The organism is Mycobacterium sp. ITM-2016-00317, from assembly GCF_002968295.1.
Lineage (GTDB): Bacteria > Actinomycetota > Actinomycetes > Mycobacteriales > Mycobacteriaceae > Mycobacterium.
In genome coordinates, this window is record NZ_CP134399.1 from 2,336,746 (window position 1) to 2,355,442 (window position 18,697).

17 protein-coding genes are annotated in these 18,697 nt (G+C 70.8%); 11 read left to right on the forward strand and 6 right to left on the reverse strand.

Annotated features, from left to right (window positions below; all coding sequences use genetic code 11):
* Window positions 1-125 precede the first annotated feature (125 nt).
* The 6 genes from C6A87_RS11185 to C6A87_RS11210 all read left to right on the forward strand — a co-directional run bounded on the left by C6A87_RS11185 (window position 126) and on the right by C6A87_RS11210 (window position 6,534).
* Complete coding sequence (locus tag C6A87_RS11185) at window positions 126-1,007, forward strand: DMT family transporter (RefSeq protein ID WP_311117286.1); 882 nt, start codon at window positions 126-128, stop codon at window positions 1,005-1,007.
* 13 nt (window positions 1,008-1,020) lie between these two features.
* A complete protein-coding gene (locus C6A87_RS11190; protein ID WP_311117887.1) occupies window positions 1,021-1,710 on the forward strand; it encodes a hypothetical protein in 690 nt (229 codons plus the stop codon).
* Between the two features lie 5 nt (window positions 1,711-1,715).
* Window positions 1,716-2,633 (forward strand): tRNA (adenosine(37)-N6)-dimethylallyltransferase MiaA, encoded by a 918-nt coding sequence (gene miaA, locus C6A87_RS11195; protein ID WP_311117888.1) that lies wholly within the window; start codon window positions 1,716-1,718, stop codon window positions 2,631-2,633.
* A 4-nt stretch (window positions 2,634-2,637) separates the two neighbouring features.
* Complete coding sequence (gene dapF / locus C6A87_RS11200; protein WP_311117287.1) at window positions 2,638-3,552, forward strand: diaminopimelate epimerase; 915 nt, start codon at window positions 2,638-2,640, stop codon at window positions 3,550-3,552.
* A gap of 25 nt (window positions 3,553-3,577) precedes the next feature.
* The gene (gene hflX, locus C6A87_RS11205) at window positions 3,578-4,990 is read left to right on the forward strand and encodes a GTPase HflX (protein WP_311117288.1); all 1,413 of its coding nucleotides are present in this window, start codon (window positions 3,578-3,580) and stop codon (window positions 4,988-4,990) included.
* Window positions 4,991-5,211: 221 nt separating this feature from the next.
* Window positions 5,212-6,534: a DEAD/DEAH box helicase gene (locus C6A87_RS11210; protein ID WP_311117289.1), complete on the forward strand. Its 1,323-nt coding sequence runs from the start codon at window positions 5,212-5,214 to the stop codon at window positions 6,532-6,534.
* Here the strand turns inward: C6A87_RS11210 and C6A87_RS11215 are convergent.
* Entirely contained in the window at window positions 6,507-8,795 is a 2,289-nt protein-coding gene (locus C6A87_RS11215) for a molybdopterin guanine dinucleotide-containing S/N-oxide reductase (RefSeq protein WP_311117290.1), read from the reverse strand. The two genes, C6A87_RS11210 and C6A87_RS11215, sit on opposite strands and share 28 nt — an antisense overlap.
* Window positions 8,796-9,025: 230 nt before the next feature.
* On the opposite strand from C6A87_RS11215, the gene C6A87_RS11220 reads away from it, so the two are divergent.
* Window positions 9,026-11,119 (forward strand): hypothetical protein, encoded by a 2,094-nt coding sequence (locus tag C6A87_RS11220; RefSeq protein WP_311117291.1) that lies wholly within the window; start codon window positions 9,026-9,028, stop codon window positions 11,117-11,119.
* A gap of 32 nt (window positions 11,120-11,151) precedes the next feature.
* Here the strand turns inward: C6A87_RS11220 and lexA are convergent, their stop codons facing one another.
* Window positions 11,152-11,841, reverse strand: coding sequence for a transcriptional repressor LexA (gene lexA, locus C6A87_RS11225; RefSeq protein ID WP_311117292.1), 690 nt, complete (start codon window positions 11,839-11,841; stop codon window positions 11,152-11,154).
* 209 nt (window positions 11,842-12,050) lie between these two features.
* Between lexA and C6A87_RS11230 the strand changes: the two genes are divergently transcribed.
* Window positions 12,051-12,521, forward strand: a complete 471-nt coding sequence (locus tag C6A87_RS11230; protein WP_311117293.1) for a LysM peptidoglycan-binding domain-containing protein — start codon at window positions 12,051-12,053, stop codon at window positions 12,519-12,521.
* A gap of 127 nt (window positions 12,522-12,648) precedes the next feature.
* Window positions 12,649-13,113, forward strand: a complete 465-nt coding sequence (nrdR, locus tag C6A87_RS11235) for a transcriptional regulator NrdR (RefSeq protein WP_311117294.1) — start codon at window positions 12,649-12,651, stop codon at window positions 13,111-13,113.
* A 5-nt stretch (window positions 13,114-13,118) separates the two neighbouring features.
* Here the strand turns inward: nrdR and C6A87_RS11240 are convergent, their stop codons facing one another.
* The 3 genes from C6A87_RS11240 to C6A87_RS11250 are packed head-to-tail and all read right to left on the reverse strand — an operon-like array spanning window position 13,119 to window position 15,893.
* Window positions 13,119-13,805: a PhzF family phenazine biosynthesis isomerase gene (locus C6A87_RS11240; protein ID WP_311117295.1), complete on the reverse strand. Its 687-nt coding sequence runs from the start codon at window positions 13,803-13,805 to the stop codon at window positions 13,119-13,121.
* 34 nt (window positions 13,806-13,839) lie between these two features.
* Window positions 13,840-14,862, reverse strand: coding sequence for an alpha/beta hydrolase (locus C6A87_RS11245; RefSeq protein WP_311117296.1), 1,023 nt, complete (start codon window positions 14,860-14,862; stop codon window positions 13,840-13,842).
* A 41-nt stretch (window positions 14,863-14,903) separates the two neighbouring features.
* Window positions 14,904-15,893, reverse strand: coding sequence for a PAC2 family protein (locus C6A87_RS11250; RefSeq protein WP_311117297.1), 990 nt, complete (start codon window positions 15,891-15,893; stop codon window positions 14,904-14,906).
* A 114-nt stretch (window positions 15,894-16,007) separates the two neighbouring features.
* Between C6A87_RS11250 and C6A87_RS11255 the strand changes: the two genes are divergently transcribed.
* Both C6A87_RS11255 and C6A87_RS11260 read left to right on the forward strand, forming a co-directional pair.
* A complete protein-coding gene (locus C6A87_RS11255; protein ID WP_311117298.1) occupies window positions 16,008-16,844 on the forward strand; it encodes a serine protease in 837 nt (278 codons plus the stop codon).
* 98 nt (window positions 16,845-16,942) lie between these two features.
* Window positions 16,943-17,992: a DUF4192 domain-containing protein gene (locus tag C6A87_RS11260; protein WP_311117299.1), complete on the forward strand. Its 1,050-nt coding sequence runs from the start codon at window positions 16,943-16,945 to the stop codon at window positions 17,990-17,992.
* 5 nt (window positions 17,993-17,997) lie between these two features.
* Here the strand turns inward: C6A87_RS11260 and C6A87_RS11265 are convergent, their stop codons facing one another.
* Window positions 17,998-18,687 carry a metal-dependent transcriptional regulator gene (locus C6A87_RS11265; RefSeq protein WP_311117300.1) on the reverse strand — a complete coding sequence of 230 codons (690 nt, stop codon included), beginning with the start codon at window positions 18,685-18,687 and terminating at the stop codon, window positions 17,998-18,000.
* Between the last annotated feature and the right edge of the window lie 10 nt (window positions 18,688-18,697).

Genomic DNA, 18,697 nt, shown 5'->3' on the forward strand with positions numbered 1-18,697 from the left:
CGCACCGCGGCGCCTGTGAGCTGACAACGCTCCTGGCTATTGAAACAGGTCGCCCGGCACCGCGCCCACGCGTTGGCCTGTGCCGGTGCCTAGGCTCTCCCGGGACACACCGGAGGAGGTCGCCGATGGCGAAGGCGGATCTGGCCGCACTGCTCGCGCTCGCCGCCGCGTTCTTCATGGCGGCCGGCGACGTCATCCATCAGCGCTCGGCGCACGAGGTGACCGACGAACAGGTCGGCCACCTGCAGCTTTTCGGCAAGCTGCTGCGGGACCGGCAGTGGTGGACAGGCAGCGCGGTGGCCGCGGTCGGTTTCGTGCTGCAGGCCGCGGCGCTGGGCCTGGGCTCGGTGTTGCTGGTGCAGGCGCTGCTGGTCACCTCGCTGTTGTTCGCGCTGCCGATGAGCGCGAAGCTGTCCCACCGCCGGGTGACCCGCTGGGAGTGGCTGTGGGCGGCGCTGCTGGCGGGAGCGGTCGCGATGATCGTCACCGTCGGCAATCCCACCGAGGGTGCGTCGCGGGCCTCGCTGGAGACCTGGGTGGCGGTGGCGCTGGTCCTCGGGCCCGCGGTGGTGCTGTGTGTCATCGGCGCGAGGGTGTGGTCGGGGCCGGTGAGCGCGGTGCTGACGGCGGTGGTCTCCGGCGTGCTGTGGGGCCTGTTCGCCGTGCTGACCAAGTCGGTGGTGCATCATCTCGACGTCAGCAGTCTCGGCGGACTTCTCGCGGTGGCCCGGCTGCCCGAGCTCTACGCGTGGGTGGCGGTGGCGATCCTGGGAACCTCGACCCAGCAGGCAGCGTTCCGCGCCGGCGCGCTGACGGCCTCGCTGCCGACGATGACGGTCACCGAACCGATCGTCGCGTGCGGGCTGGGCGTCGCGGTGCTCGGCGAGTCTCTGCGCCCCGGAGAGGCGGGCTGGATCACCTTGGTCGTCGCGGTGGCCGTGCTGGTGGTGGCCACCGTCGCGCTGGCGCGCGGGGAAGCGGCCACCCGTGACCCGGTGACTGTGTGATTAGTTGGATGCCGTGTTGACCGCCATCGCGATCGTCCCGTCGGCGCCGCTGATGGTCCCCGAGCTGGCCTCCTCGGCCGCCGCCGAGACCGAGGACATGCGCGCGGCCGCGGTGTCCGCGGCGGCCGGTCTGCCGCGCCGCTGGATCGCCGTCGGCGTCGGACCCACCGACAGCGTCCACGACCCGCAGACCGCAGGCACGTTCGCCGGCTACGGCGTCGACGTCAGGGTCGGGCTGTCCGCGCCTGCCGTCACCGGCGAGCCCACGGCGCTGCCGCTGTGCGCGCTGATCGCCGGGTGGCTGCGCGGTGCCGCCACCCCGGACGCCGAGGTGCAGGTGCGCGCCTTCGGCGGCGACCGGGACGCCGCCGCGGCCGTCGGGACCGGCGCCCGGCTGCGCGCCGAACTCGACGCCGCACCCGAGGACGTCGGTGTGCTGGTGATCGCCGACGGCGCCAACACCCTGACACCGTCGGCCCCGGGCGGGTACGACCCGGCCGCGGCGCCCGCGCAGGACGCGCTCGACGACGCGCTGGCCGCCGGCGACACCGACGCGCTGACCCGGCTCCCGGCGGCGATCCTCGGCCGGGTCGCCTACCAGGTGCTGGCCGGCCTGGCCGGACCCGGCCCGCGCTCGGCCGACCAGTACTACCGCGGCGCCCCCTACGGCGTCGGCTACTTCGTCGGCGCCTGGACCCCGTGACCGCCGTGCGACCACTGGCCCTGGTCGGCCCCACCGGGACGGGCAAGTCCGAGCTGGCTCTGGCCGTCGCCGACGCGCTCAGCGGCGACACCGCCGTCGAGGTGGTCAACGCCGACGCGATGCAGCTCTACCGCGGTATGGACATCGGCACCGCCAAGCTCACGCCGGCCGAGCGCCGCGGCGTGCCCCACCACCAGCTCGACGTCCTGGAGGTCACCGAGACCGCGACCGTCGCCCGGTACCAGGCCGCCGCCGCCGCGGACGTCGAGGCGATCGCCGCCAGGGGCGCGGTGCCGGTGATCGTCGGCGGGTCGATGCTCTACGTCCAGTCGCTGCTCGACCAGTGGTCGTTCCCGGCCACCGACCCGCAGGTGCGGGCCCGCTGGGAACAGCGCCTCGCCGACGTCGGCGTCGCGGCACTGCACCGCGAACTCGCCGCGGTCGACGCCGCCGCGGCGGCCTCGATCCTGCCGACCGACGGCCGGCGGATCGTGCGGGCGCTGGAGGTGGTGGAGCTGACCGGGCGGCCGTTCGCGGCGTCGGCGCCGACCATCGGCACCCCGCGCTGGAACACCGCGATCATCGGACTGGACTGGGAGACCTCCGTCCTCGACGACCGGCTGGCGCGGCGCACCGACCTGATGTTCGAGCGCGGGCTGGTCGAGGAGGTCGTCACGCTCGTCGGTCGCGGCCTGCGCGACGGTGTCACCGCAGCGCGGGCGCTCGGCTATGCGCAGGTGCTCGCCGACCTCGACGCGGGCGGTGACGGCAGCGCGGCACGCGAACCCACCTTCGTCGGCACCAGGCGCTACGTGCGCAGGCAACGCTCGTGGTTCCGCCGCGACCACCGCATCACCTGGCTGGACGGCGCGGCAGCCGGCAACGTCGACGCGGTGCTGCGCGCGTGGCGCGACGTATCCTGACCGGGTGAAGTTCGCCAAGGGACACGGCACGCAGAACGACTTCGTGCTGCTCCCGGACCTGACCGCCGAGCTGCCGCTGACCCCCGCCGCGGTCAGCGCGCTGTGCGACCGGCGCCGTGGCCTCGGCGCCGACGGCGTGCTGCGCGTGACCACCGCCGGCGCCGCCCACGCCGCCGGGGTGTTCGCGCGGATCCCCGAGGGGGTCGCCGAGTCCGACTGGTACATGGACTACCGCAACGCCGACGGGTCGATCGCGCAGATGTGCGGCAACGGCGTGCGGGTGTTTGCGCACTACTTGCGGGCCAGCGGACTGGAAACACGCGACGAGTTCGTCGTCGGCTCGCCGGCCGGGCCCCGGCCCGTGGTGCTGCACGGCCCCGCCGGCACCACCGCCGACGTCACCGTCGAGATGGGCAAGGCCGCCCAGCTGGGCACCGGCACCGCAACCGTCGGCGGCCGGGCCTTCACCGGGCTCGCCGTCGACGTCGGAAACCCGCACCTGGCCTGTGTGGACGACACGCTGACCGCCGAGGAACTCCTCGCCCTGGACGTCGCCGCACCCGTGCGGTTCGACACCGCGCAGTTCCCCGACGGCGTCAACGTCGAGGTGCTCACCGCTCCGTCCGGCGGCGCGGTGTCGATGCGGGTACACGAACGCGGAGTGGGGGAGACCCGCTCGTGCGGCACCGGAACCGTCGCGGCGACCGTCGCCGCGCTGGCCCACCAGGGCACACCGACCGGATCGCTGACCGTGCGCGTGCCCGGTGGCGAGGTCCTGGTCACCGTCACCGAGGCCACCAGCTTCCTGCGCGGACCGTCGGTCCTGGTCGCCGACGGGGAGATCGCCGACCGGTGGTGGGCGGCCCAGCAGGGAACAGCCGGCCCGGCCGGGACGTTAATTGGAGTGCATGCTCAATGACATTCGTGCGAATCTTGATTCGCCTATGACCCATCCTGAATTTCCCCACGACAATCCCAGCGCCGGCGAAATGGCCCTGGAGGACCGCACGGCATTGCGCCGGGTCGCCGGTCTCTCCACCGAGCTGGCCGACGTCACCGAGGTCGAATACCGCCAGCTGCGCCTGGAACGCGTCGTGCTGGTCGGCGTGTGGACCGAGGGCAGCGCCGCCGACGCCGACGCCAGCCTCGCCGAACTCCGCGCGCTGGCCGAGACCGCCGGCTCCGAGGTGCTCGAAGGCCTGATCCAGCGCCGCGACAAACCCGACCCGTCGACCTACATCGGCTCCGGTAAGGCCGCCGAACTGCGCGAGATCGTGATCGCCACCGGCGCCGACACCGTCATCTGCGACGGCGAGCTGAGCCCCGCCCAGCTCAACGCGCTGGAGAAGGTGGTGAAGGTCAAGGTCATCGACCGCACCGCGCTGATCCTGGACATCTTCGCCCAGCACGCCACCAGCCGGGAGGGTAAGGCCCAGGTCTCGCTCGCCCAGATGGAGTACATGCTGCCGCGGCTGCGTGGCTGGGGCGAGTCGATGTCCCGCCAGGCCGGTGGCCGCGCCGGCGGCGCCGGGGGCGGCGTGGGCACCCGCGGTCCGGGCGAGACCAAGATCGAGACTGATCGCAGGCGCATCCGCGAACGAATGTCCAAGCTGCGCCGCGAGATTCGCGATATGAAACAGGTGCGCGACACTCAGCGCGGGCGGCGGTTGGCCAACGACGTGCCGGCGGTCGCCATCGTCGGCTACACCAACGCAGGCAAGTCCAGCCTGCTCAACGCGCTGACCGGCGCGGGGGTGCTGGTGGAGAACGCCCTGTTCGCCACGCTGGAACCCACCACCCGGCGCGGGGAACTCCCCGACGGCCGCGAGTTCGTGCTCACCGACACCGTCGGTTTCGTGCGGCACCTGCCGACCCAGCTGGTCGAGGCGTTCCGGTCGACCCTAGAAGAGGTCGCCGACGCCGACCTGCTGGTGCACGTCGTCGACGGTTCCGACGCCAACCCGCTCGCGCAGATCAACGCGGTGCGCCAGGTGGTCAACGACGTGGTCGCCGAGACCGACGTGCCCGCACCGCCGGAACTGTTGGTGGTCAACAAGATCGACGCCGCCGACGGCCTCACCCTGGCGCAGTTGCGCCGCGCGTTGCCGGGTGCGGTGTTCGTGTCGGCGCGCACGGGCGACGGGCTGGAGCGCCTGCAGACCCGGATGGCCGAGATGATCGCGCCGCGCGACACCGTGGTCGACGTCACAATCCCTTACGACCGTGGTGATCTGGTGAACCGGGTGCACGCCGAGGGGCGCGTCGACGCCGTCGAACACACCGAGAGCGGCACCAGGATGAAGGCCCGGGTACCGGTCTCGCTGGCCGCCGGATTGGCCGGGTACACCACGTACTGACCACCTCGAATGCGCTGGGCCGGGCGGCATCGGCTATTGTTGACGAGACGTCGGCTGCGGACCACCGGAGCAGGGTGCCTTTTCACAGCGCCGACGACCATCACCACCAGACATTGTTGTGGCGAACTCGCCACGGTGTGCGCACTCCGCATGACGGTCTCCGTCGCGGCTGCCGGGCACACGCTGCCCGACAAGGCCGAAAGACAGGAAGCCCTCTCAGAATGACCACCCAAACCTTCGCCGAACTCGGTGTGCCCGCAGCCCTCGTCGGCTCACTGGCCGCACAGGGGATCGGCGAGCCGTTCCCGATCCAGGCCGCCACACTGCCCGACTCGCTCGCCGGACGCGACGTGCTCGGCCGCGGAAAGACCGGCAGCGGAAAGACTCTCGCGTTCTCCTTGCCGCTGGTGACCCGGCTCACCGGTCGCCGTAGTCAGCCCTCGCGCCCGTCGGGCCTGGTGCTCGCCCCGACCCGCGAACTGGCCACCCAGATCACCGCGACGCTGGCGCCGCTTGCGGCACTGTCGGGTCTGACCGTCACCACCATCTACGGCGGGGTCGCCCAGAGCAGGCAGGTCAGCGCGCTGCGTTCCGGCGTGGACATCGTGGTGGCCTGCCCCGGACGCCTCGAAGACCTGATGCGGCAGAAGCTGATCAACCTCGACGCGGTGGCCACCACGGTCATCGACGAGGCCGACCACATGGCCGACCTGGGCTTCCTGCCCGGCGTCACCCGCATCCTGGCCGCGACGCCGGCCGGCGGGCAGCGGCTGCTGTTCTCGGCCACCCTGGACAACGGCGTCGACAAGCTGGTGCGCCGCTTCCTGACCGATCCGGTGATGCATTCGGTCGACGAGGCCGCCGACGCGCCGGTCCATATGACCCACCACGTCTTCCACGTCGGGGGTGTCCAGCAGAAGAAGGACCTGGTGCACCGCCTGGCGTCCGGCACCGGCCGGCGGATCCTGTTCATGCGCACCAAGCATCAGGCCCGCAAGCTGGCCAAGCAGCTCACCGAGGCCGGCGTGCCGTCGGTGGACCTGCACGGCAACCTGTCCCAGCCCGCCCGGGAGCGCAACCTGGCCGCGTTCTCCAGCGGCGAGGCGCGCGTCCTGGTGGCCACCGACATCGCCGCCCGCGGCGTACACGTCGACGGGGTCGAACTCGTCGTGCACGTGGACCCGCCGATGGAGCACAAGGCATACCTGCACCGTTCGGGCCGCACCGCACGGGCAGGCAGTGACGGTGACGTGGTCACCGTCGTGCTGCCCGAGCAGCGCAGGGACACCCAGCAGCTGCTGCGCCGCGCCGGAATCACGGTGCGCCCCCGCGACGTCGACGCCGAATCCACCGAGGTCCGCGACCTCGTCGGCGAGATCGCGCCGCTGCGCACCGCCCCGGCCCCCGTGGCCAAGCCCGCCGTCAGGACCTCCGAGCACCGTGGGTCCGACCCGCGTCGCGGAGGCCCGGCACGCACCGGCCGCGGACCGCGCAGGCGCGGGCCGCGCCAGGGCGCTCAGCGGACCGCGAGAACCGGCGGCTGATGCGCACGCACCGGGGGCGGTGCGGCGGTGTACTTCTCGACCTGCACCAGCACATGCGCCCCGGTGCACCCGCGCGCCAGCGCTGAGGTCCCGACGTCCTCGGTGAGCACGTTCGGGTTGCCGTGCACGCACATCGAATCCGGGTCGGCCGGATCGGCGGGGTCGAACCACGCCCCGGTCGACAGCTGAACCACCTCCGGGCGGACCCTGTCGTCGAGCACCACGCCGACCAGGCACGCGCCCCGGTCGTTGAACACCCGGACCACGTCGCCGTCGGCCACGCCGCGCGCCGCGGCGTCGCCGGGATGCATGCGGATCGGTTCGCGGCCCGCCACTTTCGAGGCCTGGCTGACCGCGCCACCGTCGAGCTGACCGTGCAACCGGCCCACGGGCTGGTTGGCGATCAGGTGCAGCGGATAGCGCTGCGCGCGAGGCCCGCCGAGCCACTCGGCGGGTTCGAACCAGGCCGGATGGCCGACGCAGTCGTCGTAGCCGAAGCCGTCGATGTCGGCCGAGAAGATCTCGATCAGCCCGCTCGGGGTGCCCAACCGGTGCACGTCGGGGTCGGCGCGGAAGTCGGCGAGCAGGGTCAGGCCGTCGTCGGTCGGCAGTCGCAGCCGGCCCTCGCGCCAGAACTGTTCGAACGGGGGCACGTCGAAGTTCAGTGTCGTCGACCATTTCTCGTACATGTGCCGGAGCCACTGCCATGACGTACGGCCTTCGGTGAAGGCCTGCCCGACACCGAGCCGGTGGGCCAGCGCGCTGAAGGTGTCGTAGTCGTCCCGCGACTGCGCATAGGGCTCGGTGAGCCGGGGCATCGCCATCAGCAGCGGGTCGTTGCGTGAGCCGGAGAAATCGTCGCGTTCGGCGAAAGTGGTTGATGGAACCACGATGTCGGCATGCTTGGCCATCGGCGTCCAGTACGGTTCGTGCACCACGACGGTGTCGGGGCGGTGCAGCGCGCGGCGCAGCCTGGGCAGGTTCTGATGGTGGTGGAACGGGTTGCCGCCGGCCCAGTACACCAGCCTGATGTCGGGGTAGCGCAACCGCAGACCGTTGTAGTCGAAAGGCTCACCCGGGTGCAGCAGCATGTCGCTGACCGCGGCCACCGGGATGAACGTCGCCACCGGGTTGACACCCTGGGGCAGCCTGGGCAACCCGCACCGCAGTGGGGCCAGGCCGGGCTCGTTCATCGAGCCGTAGCCGTGGCCGAATCCGCCGCCGGGAAGGCCGATCTGGCCCAGCATCGCCGCCAGCGTGAGCCCCATCCAGGGCGCCTGCTCGCCGTGGCGGGTGCGTTGCAGCGACCAGCTCACCGTCACGATCGTGCGGCAGGCGGCCATCCGCCGGGCCAGCTCGGTCAGGTCGTCGGCGTCGAGACCACAGATCCGCGCCGCCCACTGCGGCGATTTCGGCACCCCGTCATCGGTTCCGAGCAGATAACGTTCGAACCGCTCGTACCCGGTGCAGTAGCGCGTCAGGAAGTCACGGTCGGCCAGGGACTCGGTGGCCAGCACATGGGCCAGCGCCAGCATGATCGCGACGTCGGTGCCCGGGATCGGCGCATGCCAGTCGCACTCACCGGCGACGTCGTCGCGCAGCGGCGAGAACGACACGATGCGGCCACCGCGCGCCCGGAACCGGTCCAGCGCATCGCGGGCCGGGTGGGCGGTGGTGCCGCCGTGGTTGACGCCGGTGTTCTTCAACGCCACCCCGCCGAAACACACCATCAGATCGGTGTGTTCGACGATGACCTCCCACTGGGTGGACCGCTTGAACAGATCGTCGTGGGTGCCGACGACGCGCGGCATGATCACCCCGGTCGCCCCGAGGCTGTAGGAGTGACGCGAAAAGGTGTATCCGCCAAGGCAGTTCAGAAAGCGGTGCACCTGACTCTGCGCGTGGTGGAAGCGTCCGGCGCTGGACCAGCCGTAGGAACCGCCGTAGACCGCCTCGTTCCCGTGGGTGTCGATGACCCGGCGCAGCTCGCCGGCCAGTCGCTCGGTGAGCTCGTCCCAGGACACCGCGACGAATTCGTCGGCCCCGCGGCGGGTGGTGGGCCCGGGGCCGTCGTCGAGCCAGCCGCGCCGGATGGCCGGGCCGGTGACGCGCGAGACGTGCCGCACCGACCCGGGCAGATTGCCCAGCGCCGGTGACGGATCGCGGTCACCAGGCAGCGGTGCCACCGATGCGATGTCGCCGTTGGCCACCGTGGCGGTGAATCCGCCCCAGTGCGTGAGGCTGGTCTGAGCTGCGGACACGGCCCCGAGTGTAGGTGGCGGCGTGGGGTCTGCAGCGGCCGAGACCGACCCCGAGGAAGCCGCGCCGGACTTCTCGCACCGGTGTTTCGTGTGCACATTCTTTGCCTGGATTCGGCGAGGTGACTTGGTTATCGACCTCCGCTGCCGCAGAGTGAACCCACGCGGTAACTTTCTCAGAATTTTGCAAGGAGCTTGCAGAAGGACCAGTCGCCGACCCGCGGGGAGGAAGAATGAGCCGGCAGCCGATGCTGCGCCTACGTTTGGTCGGTCGTTTGACGGTCGGATTGCTGGGAATCGCCACGGCGCTCCTGTTGGCACCGTCCGCGATGGCCCAGCCCGAGGTGGAAGCCAACGATGCGATCACCGCGGCATGGCAGGCCGGCGGTGGCGACACCGGGCCGCTGGGCCCCAAAGCGGGCGAGGTCTACCCGGCAGGCGCCGGGTTCGCGCAGAACTTCGCGTCGGGGAAGATGTTCTTCACCCCGACCACCGGCGCCCGCTTCATGCAGGGCGCCATCCTGGAGAAGTACGAGTCTCTCGGCGGTCCCGCCGACAGCGACCTCGGGTTTCCGACCATCGACGAGGGTCCCGGCCGTGCGCCGGACAGCCGCAACAGCACATTCAGCGCCGCCGACAACCCGGTGATCTTCTGGACACCGGCCACCGGCGCGCGTGTGGTCCGCGGGCCGATCAACGCGGCGTGGGACAAGCTCGGCGGATCCTCCGGGGTGCTCGGGGTGCCCGCCGAGGACGAGACCTACGACGGACCGGTCGTCAGGCAGAGGTTCACCGGCGGTGAACTGGCCTACGACTCCGCGACCAAGACCTTCACCACCGTGCCGCCGGAGCTGGCCGGCCCGCTCGCCGACCTGGAGGTCCCCGACGACCCCGTCTCGGCGATCAACGCCGCCCGCCGGGCCGCCGGCGGCCCGCTGGGACCGCTCGGCGCCGCCGAGGGCGAGCCGTATGAGATCGGCGAAGACGGGATGGGCCAGGACTTCGTCAACGGCAAGATCTTCTACAGCCCGCAGACCGGGGCCAACGTCGTCACCGGCCAGGTGCTGGCCAAATACGAGAGCGTGGGCGGCCCCGAAGGCGACCTCGGCTTCCCGGCCACCGGGGAGCAGGACGGCGGGCAGCCGCCGGGTAGCCGGATCAGCACATTCGCCGCCGAGGACAAGCCGGTGATCTTCTGGACGCCGGACCACGGCGCGGTGATCGTGCGGGGTGCCATCAACGCCGCCTGGGACAAGCTGGGTGGCGCCACCGGTGAACTCGGCGCCCCGGTGGCGGATCAGACGCAGAACGGTGACGTCATCACCCAGCGGTTCAGCGGAGGCGCCATCTCCTGGGACACCGCGACCAAGAAGTTCAGCACCGAACCGGCGGGTCTGGGACCGCAGCTGGTCGGCCTGGAGGTGCCGGGTGAGGAAGCCGCCCCCGAGGCGACGCCGCCGCAGGCGCAGGCTCCGGACAACAGCGAGAGTTCCGGCCTGAAGTGGACGTGGTGGTGGCTGCTGGCCATCGTGCCGCTGTTGCTGCTGGCCGGGCTGGGAGCCTTCGCCGTGGTTCGTAGCCGGGGGCGCCGTGCCGAGGTCGATCCGTTCGCGACGACCGAGGACGACTCCTCCCGCAGCTACGAGCCCGCGCTTTCCGCCGTCGGCGGGCAGACCGGCCACGAGGAGGGCCGGGAGGACGAGCTCTTCGGTGAGCGTTACTCCCGGGACGACGTCGGCCCGCTGGGTGCGGCCGCCCCGTCCACCGCCGGCGAGCTGAGCTCCGACCCGCCCGAATTCTGGGGGTCGCAGGCGCCCGGCGACGATGCGCACGACGGGCCGGTCGGAGAGCAGGAAAATCCTGACACCGTGGATACCGCGCCGACGCGTGTGCTGACCCCCGACCCCGAAACCCTGTCGCACGACGTTCCCGACGACCACGGCGCCGAGCCCTGGGACGACACCGTGTTTGAGGACGGCGCCGCGTTCCAGGACGCCGAGATCGCCGCCGATCGCGAGCCGTTCATCGCGCATTTCGGTGGCATGGTCGAGGCACCCGTCGACGCGCAGGTACCGGCGCGTGATCCGGTGACCGACACCGGACGGCACGCGCGGATCGACGTCGACGAGCCGCTGCCGTTCGGCACCGCACTGCACATGCCGTTCGACGATCCGGCCGAGATCCCCGAGGGCTACCCGATCAAAGCGGACACGAGGTCCGGCCTGTACTGGACACCGGAGAGCGTCGACTACCACGAGGCGCCCGTCGAGATCTGGTTCGCCACAGAGGAGATCGCGCGCACGAACGGTTTCGTCCGCGGCGAGTGACCGGGGGCCCGTCGAGCGGGCCGCCGTCACCGTCAGATCTTGCGGATGACGGTGACGACCTTGCCCAGGATCACCGCGTCGTTGCCGGGGATCGGGTCGAACGCGGGGTTGTGCGGCATCAGCCAGACCTGACCGCGGGTGCGCTTGAAGGTCTTGACGGTGGCCTCGCCGTCGATCATCGCCGCGACGATGTCACCGTTGTCGGCGACGTTCTGCTGCCGGATCACGACCCAGTCACCGTCGCAGATCGCTGCGTCGACCATGGATTCACCGACCACCTTGAGCAGGAACAGGGATCCCTCGCCGACGAGTTCGCGGGGTAGGGGGAAGACGTCCTCGACGGCTTCCTCGGCCAGGATCGGGCCGCCCGCCGCGATGCGGCCGAGCACGGGCACGAACGTGGGCTCGGGCAGCGCATCGGAGCCGGCCACGTCGGTCCCGACGATCGGCACGGAGTTGTCGTCGAGCTCGCGGACGTCGACCGCGCGCGGCCGGTTGGGGTCCCGGCGCAGAAATCCCTTGCGCTCCAACGTGCGCAGCTGGTGGGCGACCGACGACGTCGAGGTCAGCCCGACCGCGTCGCCGATCTCCCGGATGCTGGGCGGATAGCCGCGGGTGCTCACCGATGCTCGGATGACCTCCAGGATGGTCCTCTGACGCTCGGTCAGACCGGAGTCGCGATCGCGACGGGTGCCGGTGCTGTCTCTGCTGTCATCGCTCATGTGCCCGAATCTAACCCGGCGGACCGGGATAATCAAACATGTGTTCGAGGCGTGTCGCGTCGGTCCGTCGGCGGTTCTCGCGTGCCCGGACATGTCGGTGGCCTCGGTTAGCGTTCGCAACAGTTCGATCACGTGTTCTATCAATCGAACACCTGATCGAGTAATCTTCGAACACAAGAGCGAACGAATCAGGACCGAAAGGCGAGCTGATGACCATTCTCGACGATCGTGCGACATGGAACGAGTTCGAACGCGCACCCCGCCTGCGTGTGGACGGCGGACGGACCCGCCCCGTGACCCCGGTCCGGCGGCCCCCGTCCCGCCGCCCCGGCGGGGCGCCGGCGAGTTACCGGGGGACCGGGGTGCTGATGTCGAGGGCGTCGCACCGCCGCCGTCCGATCACGCCGGCGACCACCGTGTTGCTGGCACTGGTCGCCGCCGTGATCACGCTGTGGCTCGGTCTGGTCGGCCAGTTCGGCGGTCTCGTCGGTGGCGCGCCGGAGGTTCCCGGTCGCCTCGCCGTGGTGCAGGTGCAGAGCGGGGAGTCCCTGCAGCACGTCGCGCGCAGGGTGGCCCCGGACGCTCCGGTCGCCGAGGTCGTGCACCGCATCCGGGAGCTCAACAAGCTGGAAACCGCGGCGCTGGCCACCGGCCAGACGCTGATCGCACCGGTCGCCTGAGCATTCGTCGAGGACGGCTCCGATGAGGCATGCGCTGTCAGGTCCGGCCGTGAGCCCGCCGTGGGTGACGCAGGTACGCTCAAGGGCGATCGAAGCGATCGAACCCCGGAGTGGCGAAGGAGCGGTGATGCACTGTCCGTTCTGCCGGCATCCCGATTCCCGGGTGGTCGATTCCCGGGAGACCGATGAGGGTCAGGCCATTCGCCGGCGCCGGTCCTGCCCCGAATGCGGGCGCCGGTTCACCACCGTGGAGACCGCGGTGCTTGCGGTCGTCAAACGCAGCGGGGTGACCGAACCGTTCAGCCGGGAGAAGGTCATCCGCGGCGTGCGACGGTCGTGCCAGGGCCGTCAGGTCGACGACGATGCGCTCAACCACCTGGCTCAGCAGGTCGAGGACGCGGTCCGGGCCACCGGATCGCCCGAGGTGGCGAGCCACGAGGTCGGACTGGCGATCCTGGGCCCACTGCGTGAACTCGACGAGGTCGCCTACCTGAGATTCGCCTCGGTGTATCGCTCCTTCACCTCGGCCGAGGACTTCGAGCGCGAGATCCAGGAGTTGCGCGCTCATCGCGGGGTCACCGCCAAGAGCTGACGGGGTCAGTCGAGTTGGCGGTTTCCGTCGTCGACCACCCGTCCGGCCACCTGCACCCAGCCCTCGGGGCTCCACGTCGTCTCGATGACTGAGCCCTGCCCCTGCACGATGGTCAGATCCCGGCTGAGATGCTCGGTGATCCGGACTGCGGCCGCCCCGGTCGCCTCGTCCTCGCGGATCCCCAGGTGCGGTGCGAACATCCGGGACCGAATGGTGCCTGCCGACTCGTCCAGCCAGGTCCACAGGTAATGCTCGGAACCGTCGGCGTAGTCATCGGGGTCGGCGGCGAAGAGCTCGTCGACCGAACCGACCTGGGCGATGGAGAACACGGGGGCCCACTGCGCGCGAGCGCTGACCGAGGTCAGCTCGTCGGCATAGGTGACTTGCACGATGCCCGCGGGCACCTGAAGCGTCTTGACCGGCATTCCGCGGTCCTTCAGCCACCACGACGCCCCCACCGTGGGGTGTCCGGCGAACCGCATCTCGGCGGTGGGGGTGTAGATGTGGACTTGGGCGCTGTGCGTGCCCTCGCGCGGTAGGTGGACGAAAACCGTTTCGCTGTAACCCAATTCGGTGGCGATGCGCTGGCGTTCGGAGGCACTCACCGTCGCGGCGTCGACGACGCCGAGCGGGTTGCCGAAGTTTCCGTCGTGGTCGGTGAATACGCGCAACACGGTCACATCGATGGCCATGGCCCGATGCTACGTGCTCGGCCGGGCCGGCCGGTCAGGTTGCCGAGCGTTCGTCGGCTCCCATCGCATCGAGCACCGCGACGCGGGTGTCGACCGTGCCGGACAACGCGCGTTCGTTGAGGCCCGTGCGAAGCAGTTCGCGCAGATAGTCCTGGTCGTAAACGGCGGGTTCGGTCGAGTCGATGAACCTCTCGACCACCTCGACGAAACGGTCCGGGTCGTCGTGGAACGGGAAGTGGCCCGAACCCCGGAAGATCTCCAGCCGGGACCCCGGCATGGCGGCGTGCGCCATCTCCGCATGACCGACCGGGATGACGGCGTCGAGGTCACCCCAGATCAGTTGCACGGGAACAGATTGCGTCAGATAGCAGCGATCCAGCATCGTGACCACCTGGCCGCGCCAGTCCACGACTGCGCGCAGGGTGCGGGCGAAAGCCGACGATGCCGTGGGTTCGGGCAGGTCGGCCAGGATGCGGAGCATGTGCGGGATGTCGTGGCCGACGCCGGTGGAGCCGAAGACCGTGCCGCCGAGGCGGCCGAGCGCCTGCAGCGCAGGCAGCACCATCGGGAGGCGCAGCAGCGACAGCGCCTCGGTGCCCAGCGGCATCGCGGCGATGCGCAGCGCGATGTTGACGTCCTTGGTGACCCCGCCCGCGCCGACCAGGATGAGCCGGTCCACCAATTGCGGGAACTGGTAGGCGAACTGCATCGCCACCCCGCCGCCGAGCGAGTGGCCGATCACCGTGGCCCTGTCGATGCCGAGGACACTGAGCAGATCCCGCATACCGTTGGCGTAGGCGGCCACCGAGTAGTCCGCGCGCGGCTTGTCCGACTTGCCGTGCCCGAGCAGATCCGGCGCGATCACCGTGAACCGCTGGGCCAGTTGGGCCTGCACGGTGTCCCACGTGGTGGAGTTGTCGCCGATGCCGTGGATCAGCAGGATCGCCGGACCGGAGCCGGCCACCCGGTAGGCCCGCCGGTAGCCGTGGATGGTGCAGTACTCCAGCGTCGGGGTGGTCTCGCGCACGGGGTGCAGATGCGGTTTGCGTTCGGTCATGTCGCCCATTCCGTCGTCGGCACGGCCGGCCGCCGGTGGCGCTACCGGCCGTCCCGGGGGTCTTCTCTGTCCTTGGGCTTCTTCTCACCGGCCTGTTCGGCGAGGAACCGCTCGAACTCGGCGCCGAGTTCGTCCCCGCTGGGCAGATCTTCGTCCCGCGCCAGAAGGGACCGGTTCTCCTGAGCAGCGACGAACGCATCGTACTGACGCTCCAGGGCCTCCACCACCTGAGCGACCTCCGCGCTGGCTCCCACCTGCTCGTTGATCTTGTCGAGCACCTCGGCCGAGGCCTGGGTCAGCGCCGCGGTGGGGATCTGCAGCGACCCGTTTCTGGCGACCTCGGAGATCAGGGTCTCGGCCGCGGATGGATAGTCGGTCTGGGCCAGGTAATGCGGGACGTGCACGGTGAATCCGACGACTTCGTAGCCGTGCTGGGCCATCCGGAACTCCAACAGGCTCGACGCGCTGCCGGGCACCTGGACCTCGGTGACCCAAGGCTGGTGCTCGGCGATCAGCTCCTTGTCGTTGGAGTGTGCGGTCAGCGTCATCGGCCGGGTGTGTGGCACCGCCATCGGGATCGAGCCCAGCCCGATCACCCGGCGCACACCGAGGCGCTCGGACAGCAGCCGGACCGCGGTGATGAACCGCTCCCAGCGCAGGTCGGGTTCGAGCCCGGCCAGCAGCAGGAACGGCGTGCCCACGCTGTCGTGCAGCGCGTACAGGTTCAGCGCCGGCTCGTCGTAGTGGGTGAAATGGTCGGTCTTGAACGTCATCAACGGCCGGCGGGACCGGTAGTCCAGCAGCTCGTCGATCGCGAAAGACGCCACCAGCTCGGTGTCGAGGGTGTCCTTGAGGTGCTGCACGGACAACCGGATCGCATGCCCGGCATCGGAGAACCCCTCGAGCGCGTGGACCAGCACCGGACCGCGGCCGTCGGGAGAGGACAGCTGCGGGGACGGGAACTCGAGTTCGTACATGCCGGTCTGTTCCGGGTGGTACTGCTGGCCGGAATCCTGCTCGTCGTCAGCCATATGTCTCGCCTTCCTCGGTTCGGTACTCACAACTGGTGATGCGGGCAAACCGTGAACCACAAGTGTCCCGCACGGATGCCGCGCCGCCACGCGGGGTGGCCCGCCGTCACGCAGATGTTCGAACACGCACACGCCGATGTGACATTCCGCGAGGAGCCCGCAACGGGCAGGATCGGCGGAGTGGGTGGACTCCGGCGGGCGTGCCCGCTCCTGGCGGCGGCGCTGCTGGGCGCGTGTGCGGGCACCGAGCCCGCGCCGTCGCCACCGCCTGCAGGGGGTCTGCCGTCGGCGACGCCGGTGGCGCCGGACCCCCGCGTCGGAGCGGTGTTCGCCGGCGCCGCGGACCGTCACGTGTGCACCGGCTCGGTGCTGGACTCTGCGGCGGGCGATCTGATCCTGACCGCGGCGCACTGCCTGCCGGACGGCGTGGCGGCGGTGTTCGTACCGGAGTTCGGTGCGGGCCGCACACCGCGTGACGGTTGGCGGATCGACGCGGTGTTCCTGGACCCCCGGTGGGTGGACGGCAGCGAACCGGCCGCCGACTACGCGATCGCGCGGGTGAGCCGAGCCGACGGGAAGCGGCTGCCGCCGCCTGTCGGCGGTGGGCTGGAACTGGGCGCGGCGCCGGAATCGGGCCAGGAGGTCACCGTGATCGGCTACCCCGCAGGCGTCGGTGGCGGTCCATCGGTCTGCCGCGCACCGGCGGGCTTTGCGCGGCAGGGATTCCCGACACTGCACTGTGCCGGGGTGGTCGACGGCTTCTCCGGTGCGCCGTGGATCTCCGGGCCGACGGTGACCGGTCTGATCGGTGGCCTCGACGGTGGGGGATGCGCCGAGGAGGTCTCGTTCTCGCCGCCCTTCGACGACGGGATCGCCGCACTGATGGCGCGTGCGGAGGCCGGCGGACCCGGTGACGAGGCGCCGGGGGCATTCGACGACGGCTGCGCGTGACGGCCGGTTTCATCCCCAGATCCGATTTCATCCACAGTTGCGCCGCGCCCGCACGCCTTCGAACGATCGGTGTCGGCGGCGGTTGCGAGGTTGGCCACATGGCCTCAACACCTCACCCGTATCCCTCGCTCGACCGCCCCGGCGCCCTGATCGCGGCACTACCCGCCGTGCTCGGCTTCGTGCCGGTGAAATCACTGGTCCTGATGACCATCGCCGACGGCGAGATGGGCGCCGTGCTGCGCGCCGACCTGTCCGATCGGCCCGCCGATCAGCTGTACCGGCTGGCCGAACTGGCGGCCTTGTCCGGTGCCGACGCCGCGGTGGCGGTGATCGTCGACGCCGACGGCGCGTACTGCCCGATGTGCGCCGAGGAACACCGGCAGCTGGCCGAGGAGCTGACCCGGGAGATGGAGACGCAGGACGTCGAACTGATCGCCTGCCACGTCGTCGCCGAGATCGCTGCGGGCGCGCAGTGGTACTGCGCCGACGGCTGCGGCAACTCCGGCGTCGTCGAGGACCCGAACGCGTCGCCGACGGCGGTCGCCGCAGTGCTCGACGGTCGCAGGCTCTACCAGCGGCGCGAGGAGCTCGTCGCGGTGGTCACCACGGCCGACCCGGCGCGCACCGCGGCGCTGGCCCGCGCGATCGAGGCCGCCGGACCGCCCGCTCCGTCGCGGCCGGACCCGCTGGTACGCGGGGACATCGAGCATGCGCTGGCGTGCGCCGGCCGGTTCAAGGACGGCGGTGCCCTCGCTGAGGAGGACCGGGTGCGGCTGGCGTGGTCGCTGACCGACGATCGCGTGCGCGACACCCTCTATGCGCTGGCGGTCGGGGACGGCGCCGGCGCGGCCGAGGCGCTGTGGGCCGAACTGGCGCGGTGCCTGCCCGAGCCGTGGCGGGTGGAAGCACTGGTGGTGCTGGCGTTTTCGGCCTATGCGCGCGGTGACGGTCCGTTGACCGGTATCGCGCTGGACGAGGCGTTACGGGCCCAGCCGGCACACCGGATGGCCGGGATGCTGGATCAGGCGCTGCAGTCCGGGATGCGGCCCGAACAGATCCGGGAGCTCGCGCGGACCGGGTACCGGCTGGCCCGCCAGCTCGGGGTGCGCCTGCCGGCGCGGCGGCCGTTCGGGCGCAGAGCGGGGTAGGTCGGTCAGACCTTCTCGACCTTGACGGCGTGCGCCATCTCGTGGGGCAGCTCGACCTGCTCGTGCCCGGGGATCACGATGTTGACGCCGCCGTGGTCGTTGACCTCGACGGTGACCCTGGCGTTCGGTACCACGCCGGCCTCCTTGAGGCGGGCGATCAGATCCGCGTCGCCCTGGACGTGCTCGGTCAGCTGGCGCACGACCACGGCCACCGGCATGCCCGCGGGCAGCTCGGTGAGCCGCACCAGGGCGAAGCTCTCGAAGCTCTCGTCGCCGACACCGAGCTCGGCCAGGCCGGGGATCGGGTTGCCGAACGGGGAGGTGGTGGGATTGTTGAGCACCTGGACCAGCCTGCGCTCGACGTCGACGCTCATCACGTGCTCCCAGCGGCAGGCCTCGGCGTGCACTTCCTCCCAGGGCAGCCCGATGACATCGACCAGCAGGCGCTCGGCGAGCCGGTGCTTGCGCATCACCGCGACCGCGAGAGCGCGACCCTTGTCGGTCAGTTCCAGATGCCGGTCGCCGGCGACGTGCAGCAGCCCGTCGCGCTCCATCCGGGAGACGGTCTGGCTGACGGTCGGGCCGCTCTGATCGAGACGCTCGGCGATGCGCGCGCGCAGTGGGATCACGCCCTCTTCCTCGAGGTCGTAGATCGTGCGCAGGTACATCTCGGTGGTATCAACCAGATCGTTCATCGCAAACCCT

Excerpts from the sequence above, each read along its gene's own strand:
- C6A87_RS11240 (WP_311117295.1), bottom strand. The coding sequence starts at position 13,805 with ATGGCCATCGATGTGACCGTGTTGCGCGTATTCACCGACCACGACGGA.
- C6A87_RS11245 (WP_311117296.1), bottom strand. The coding sequence starts at position 14,862 with ATGACCGAACGCAAACCGCATCTGCACCCCGTGCGCGAGACCACCCCG.
- hflX (WP_311117288.1), top strand. The coding sequence starts at position 3,578 with ATGACCCATCCTGAATTTCCCCACGACAATCCCAGCGCCGGCGAAATG.
- C6A87_RS11250 (WP_311117297.1), bottom strand. The coding sequence starts at position 15,893 with ATGGCTGACGACGAGCAGGATTCCGGCCAGCAGTACCACCCGGAACAG.
- C6A87_RS11260 (WP_311117299.1), top strand. The coding sequence starts at position 16,943 with ATGGCCTCAACACCTCACCCGTATCCCTCGCTCGACCGCCCCGGCGCC.
- C6A87_RS11265 (WP_311117300.1), bottom strand. The coding sequence starts at position 18,687 with ATGAACGATCTGGTTGATACCACCGAGATGTACCTGCGCACGATCTAC.
- lexA (WP_311117292.1), bottom strand. The coding sequence starts at position 11,841 with ATGAGCGATGACAGCAGAGACAGCACCGGCACCCGTCGCGATCGCGAC.
- C6A87_RS11185 (WP_311117286.1), top strand. The coding sequence starts at position 126 with ATGGCGAAGGCGGATCTGGCCGCACTGCTCGCGCTCGCCGCCGCGTTC.
- nrdR (WP_311117294.1), top strand. The coding sequence starts at position 12,649 with ATGCACTGTCCGTTCTGCCGGCATCCCGATTCCCGGGTGGTCGATTCC.
- C6A87_RS11255 (WP_311117298.1), top strand. The coding sequence starts at position 16,008 with ATGTTCGAACACGCACACGCCGATGTGACATTCCGCGAGGAGCCCGCA.
- C6A87_RS11220 (WP_311117291.1), top strand. The coding sequence starts at position 9,026 with ATGAGCCGGCAGCCGATGCTGCGCCTACGTTTGGTCGGTCGTTTGACG.
- C6A87_RS11230 (WP_311117293.1), top strand. The coding sequence starts at position 12,051 with ATGACCATTCTCGACGATCGTGCGACATGGAACGAGTTCGAACGCGCA.
- C6A87_RS11210 (WP_311117289.1), top strand. The coding sequence starts at position 5,212 with ATGACCACCCAAACCTTCGCCGAACTCGGTGTGCCCGCAGCCCTCGTC.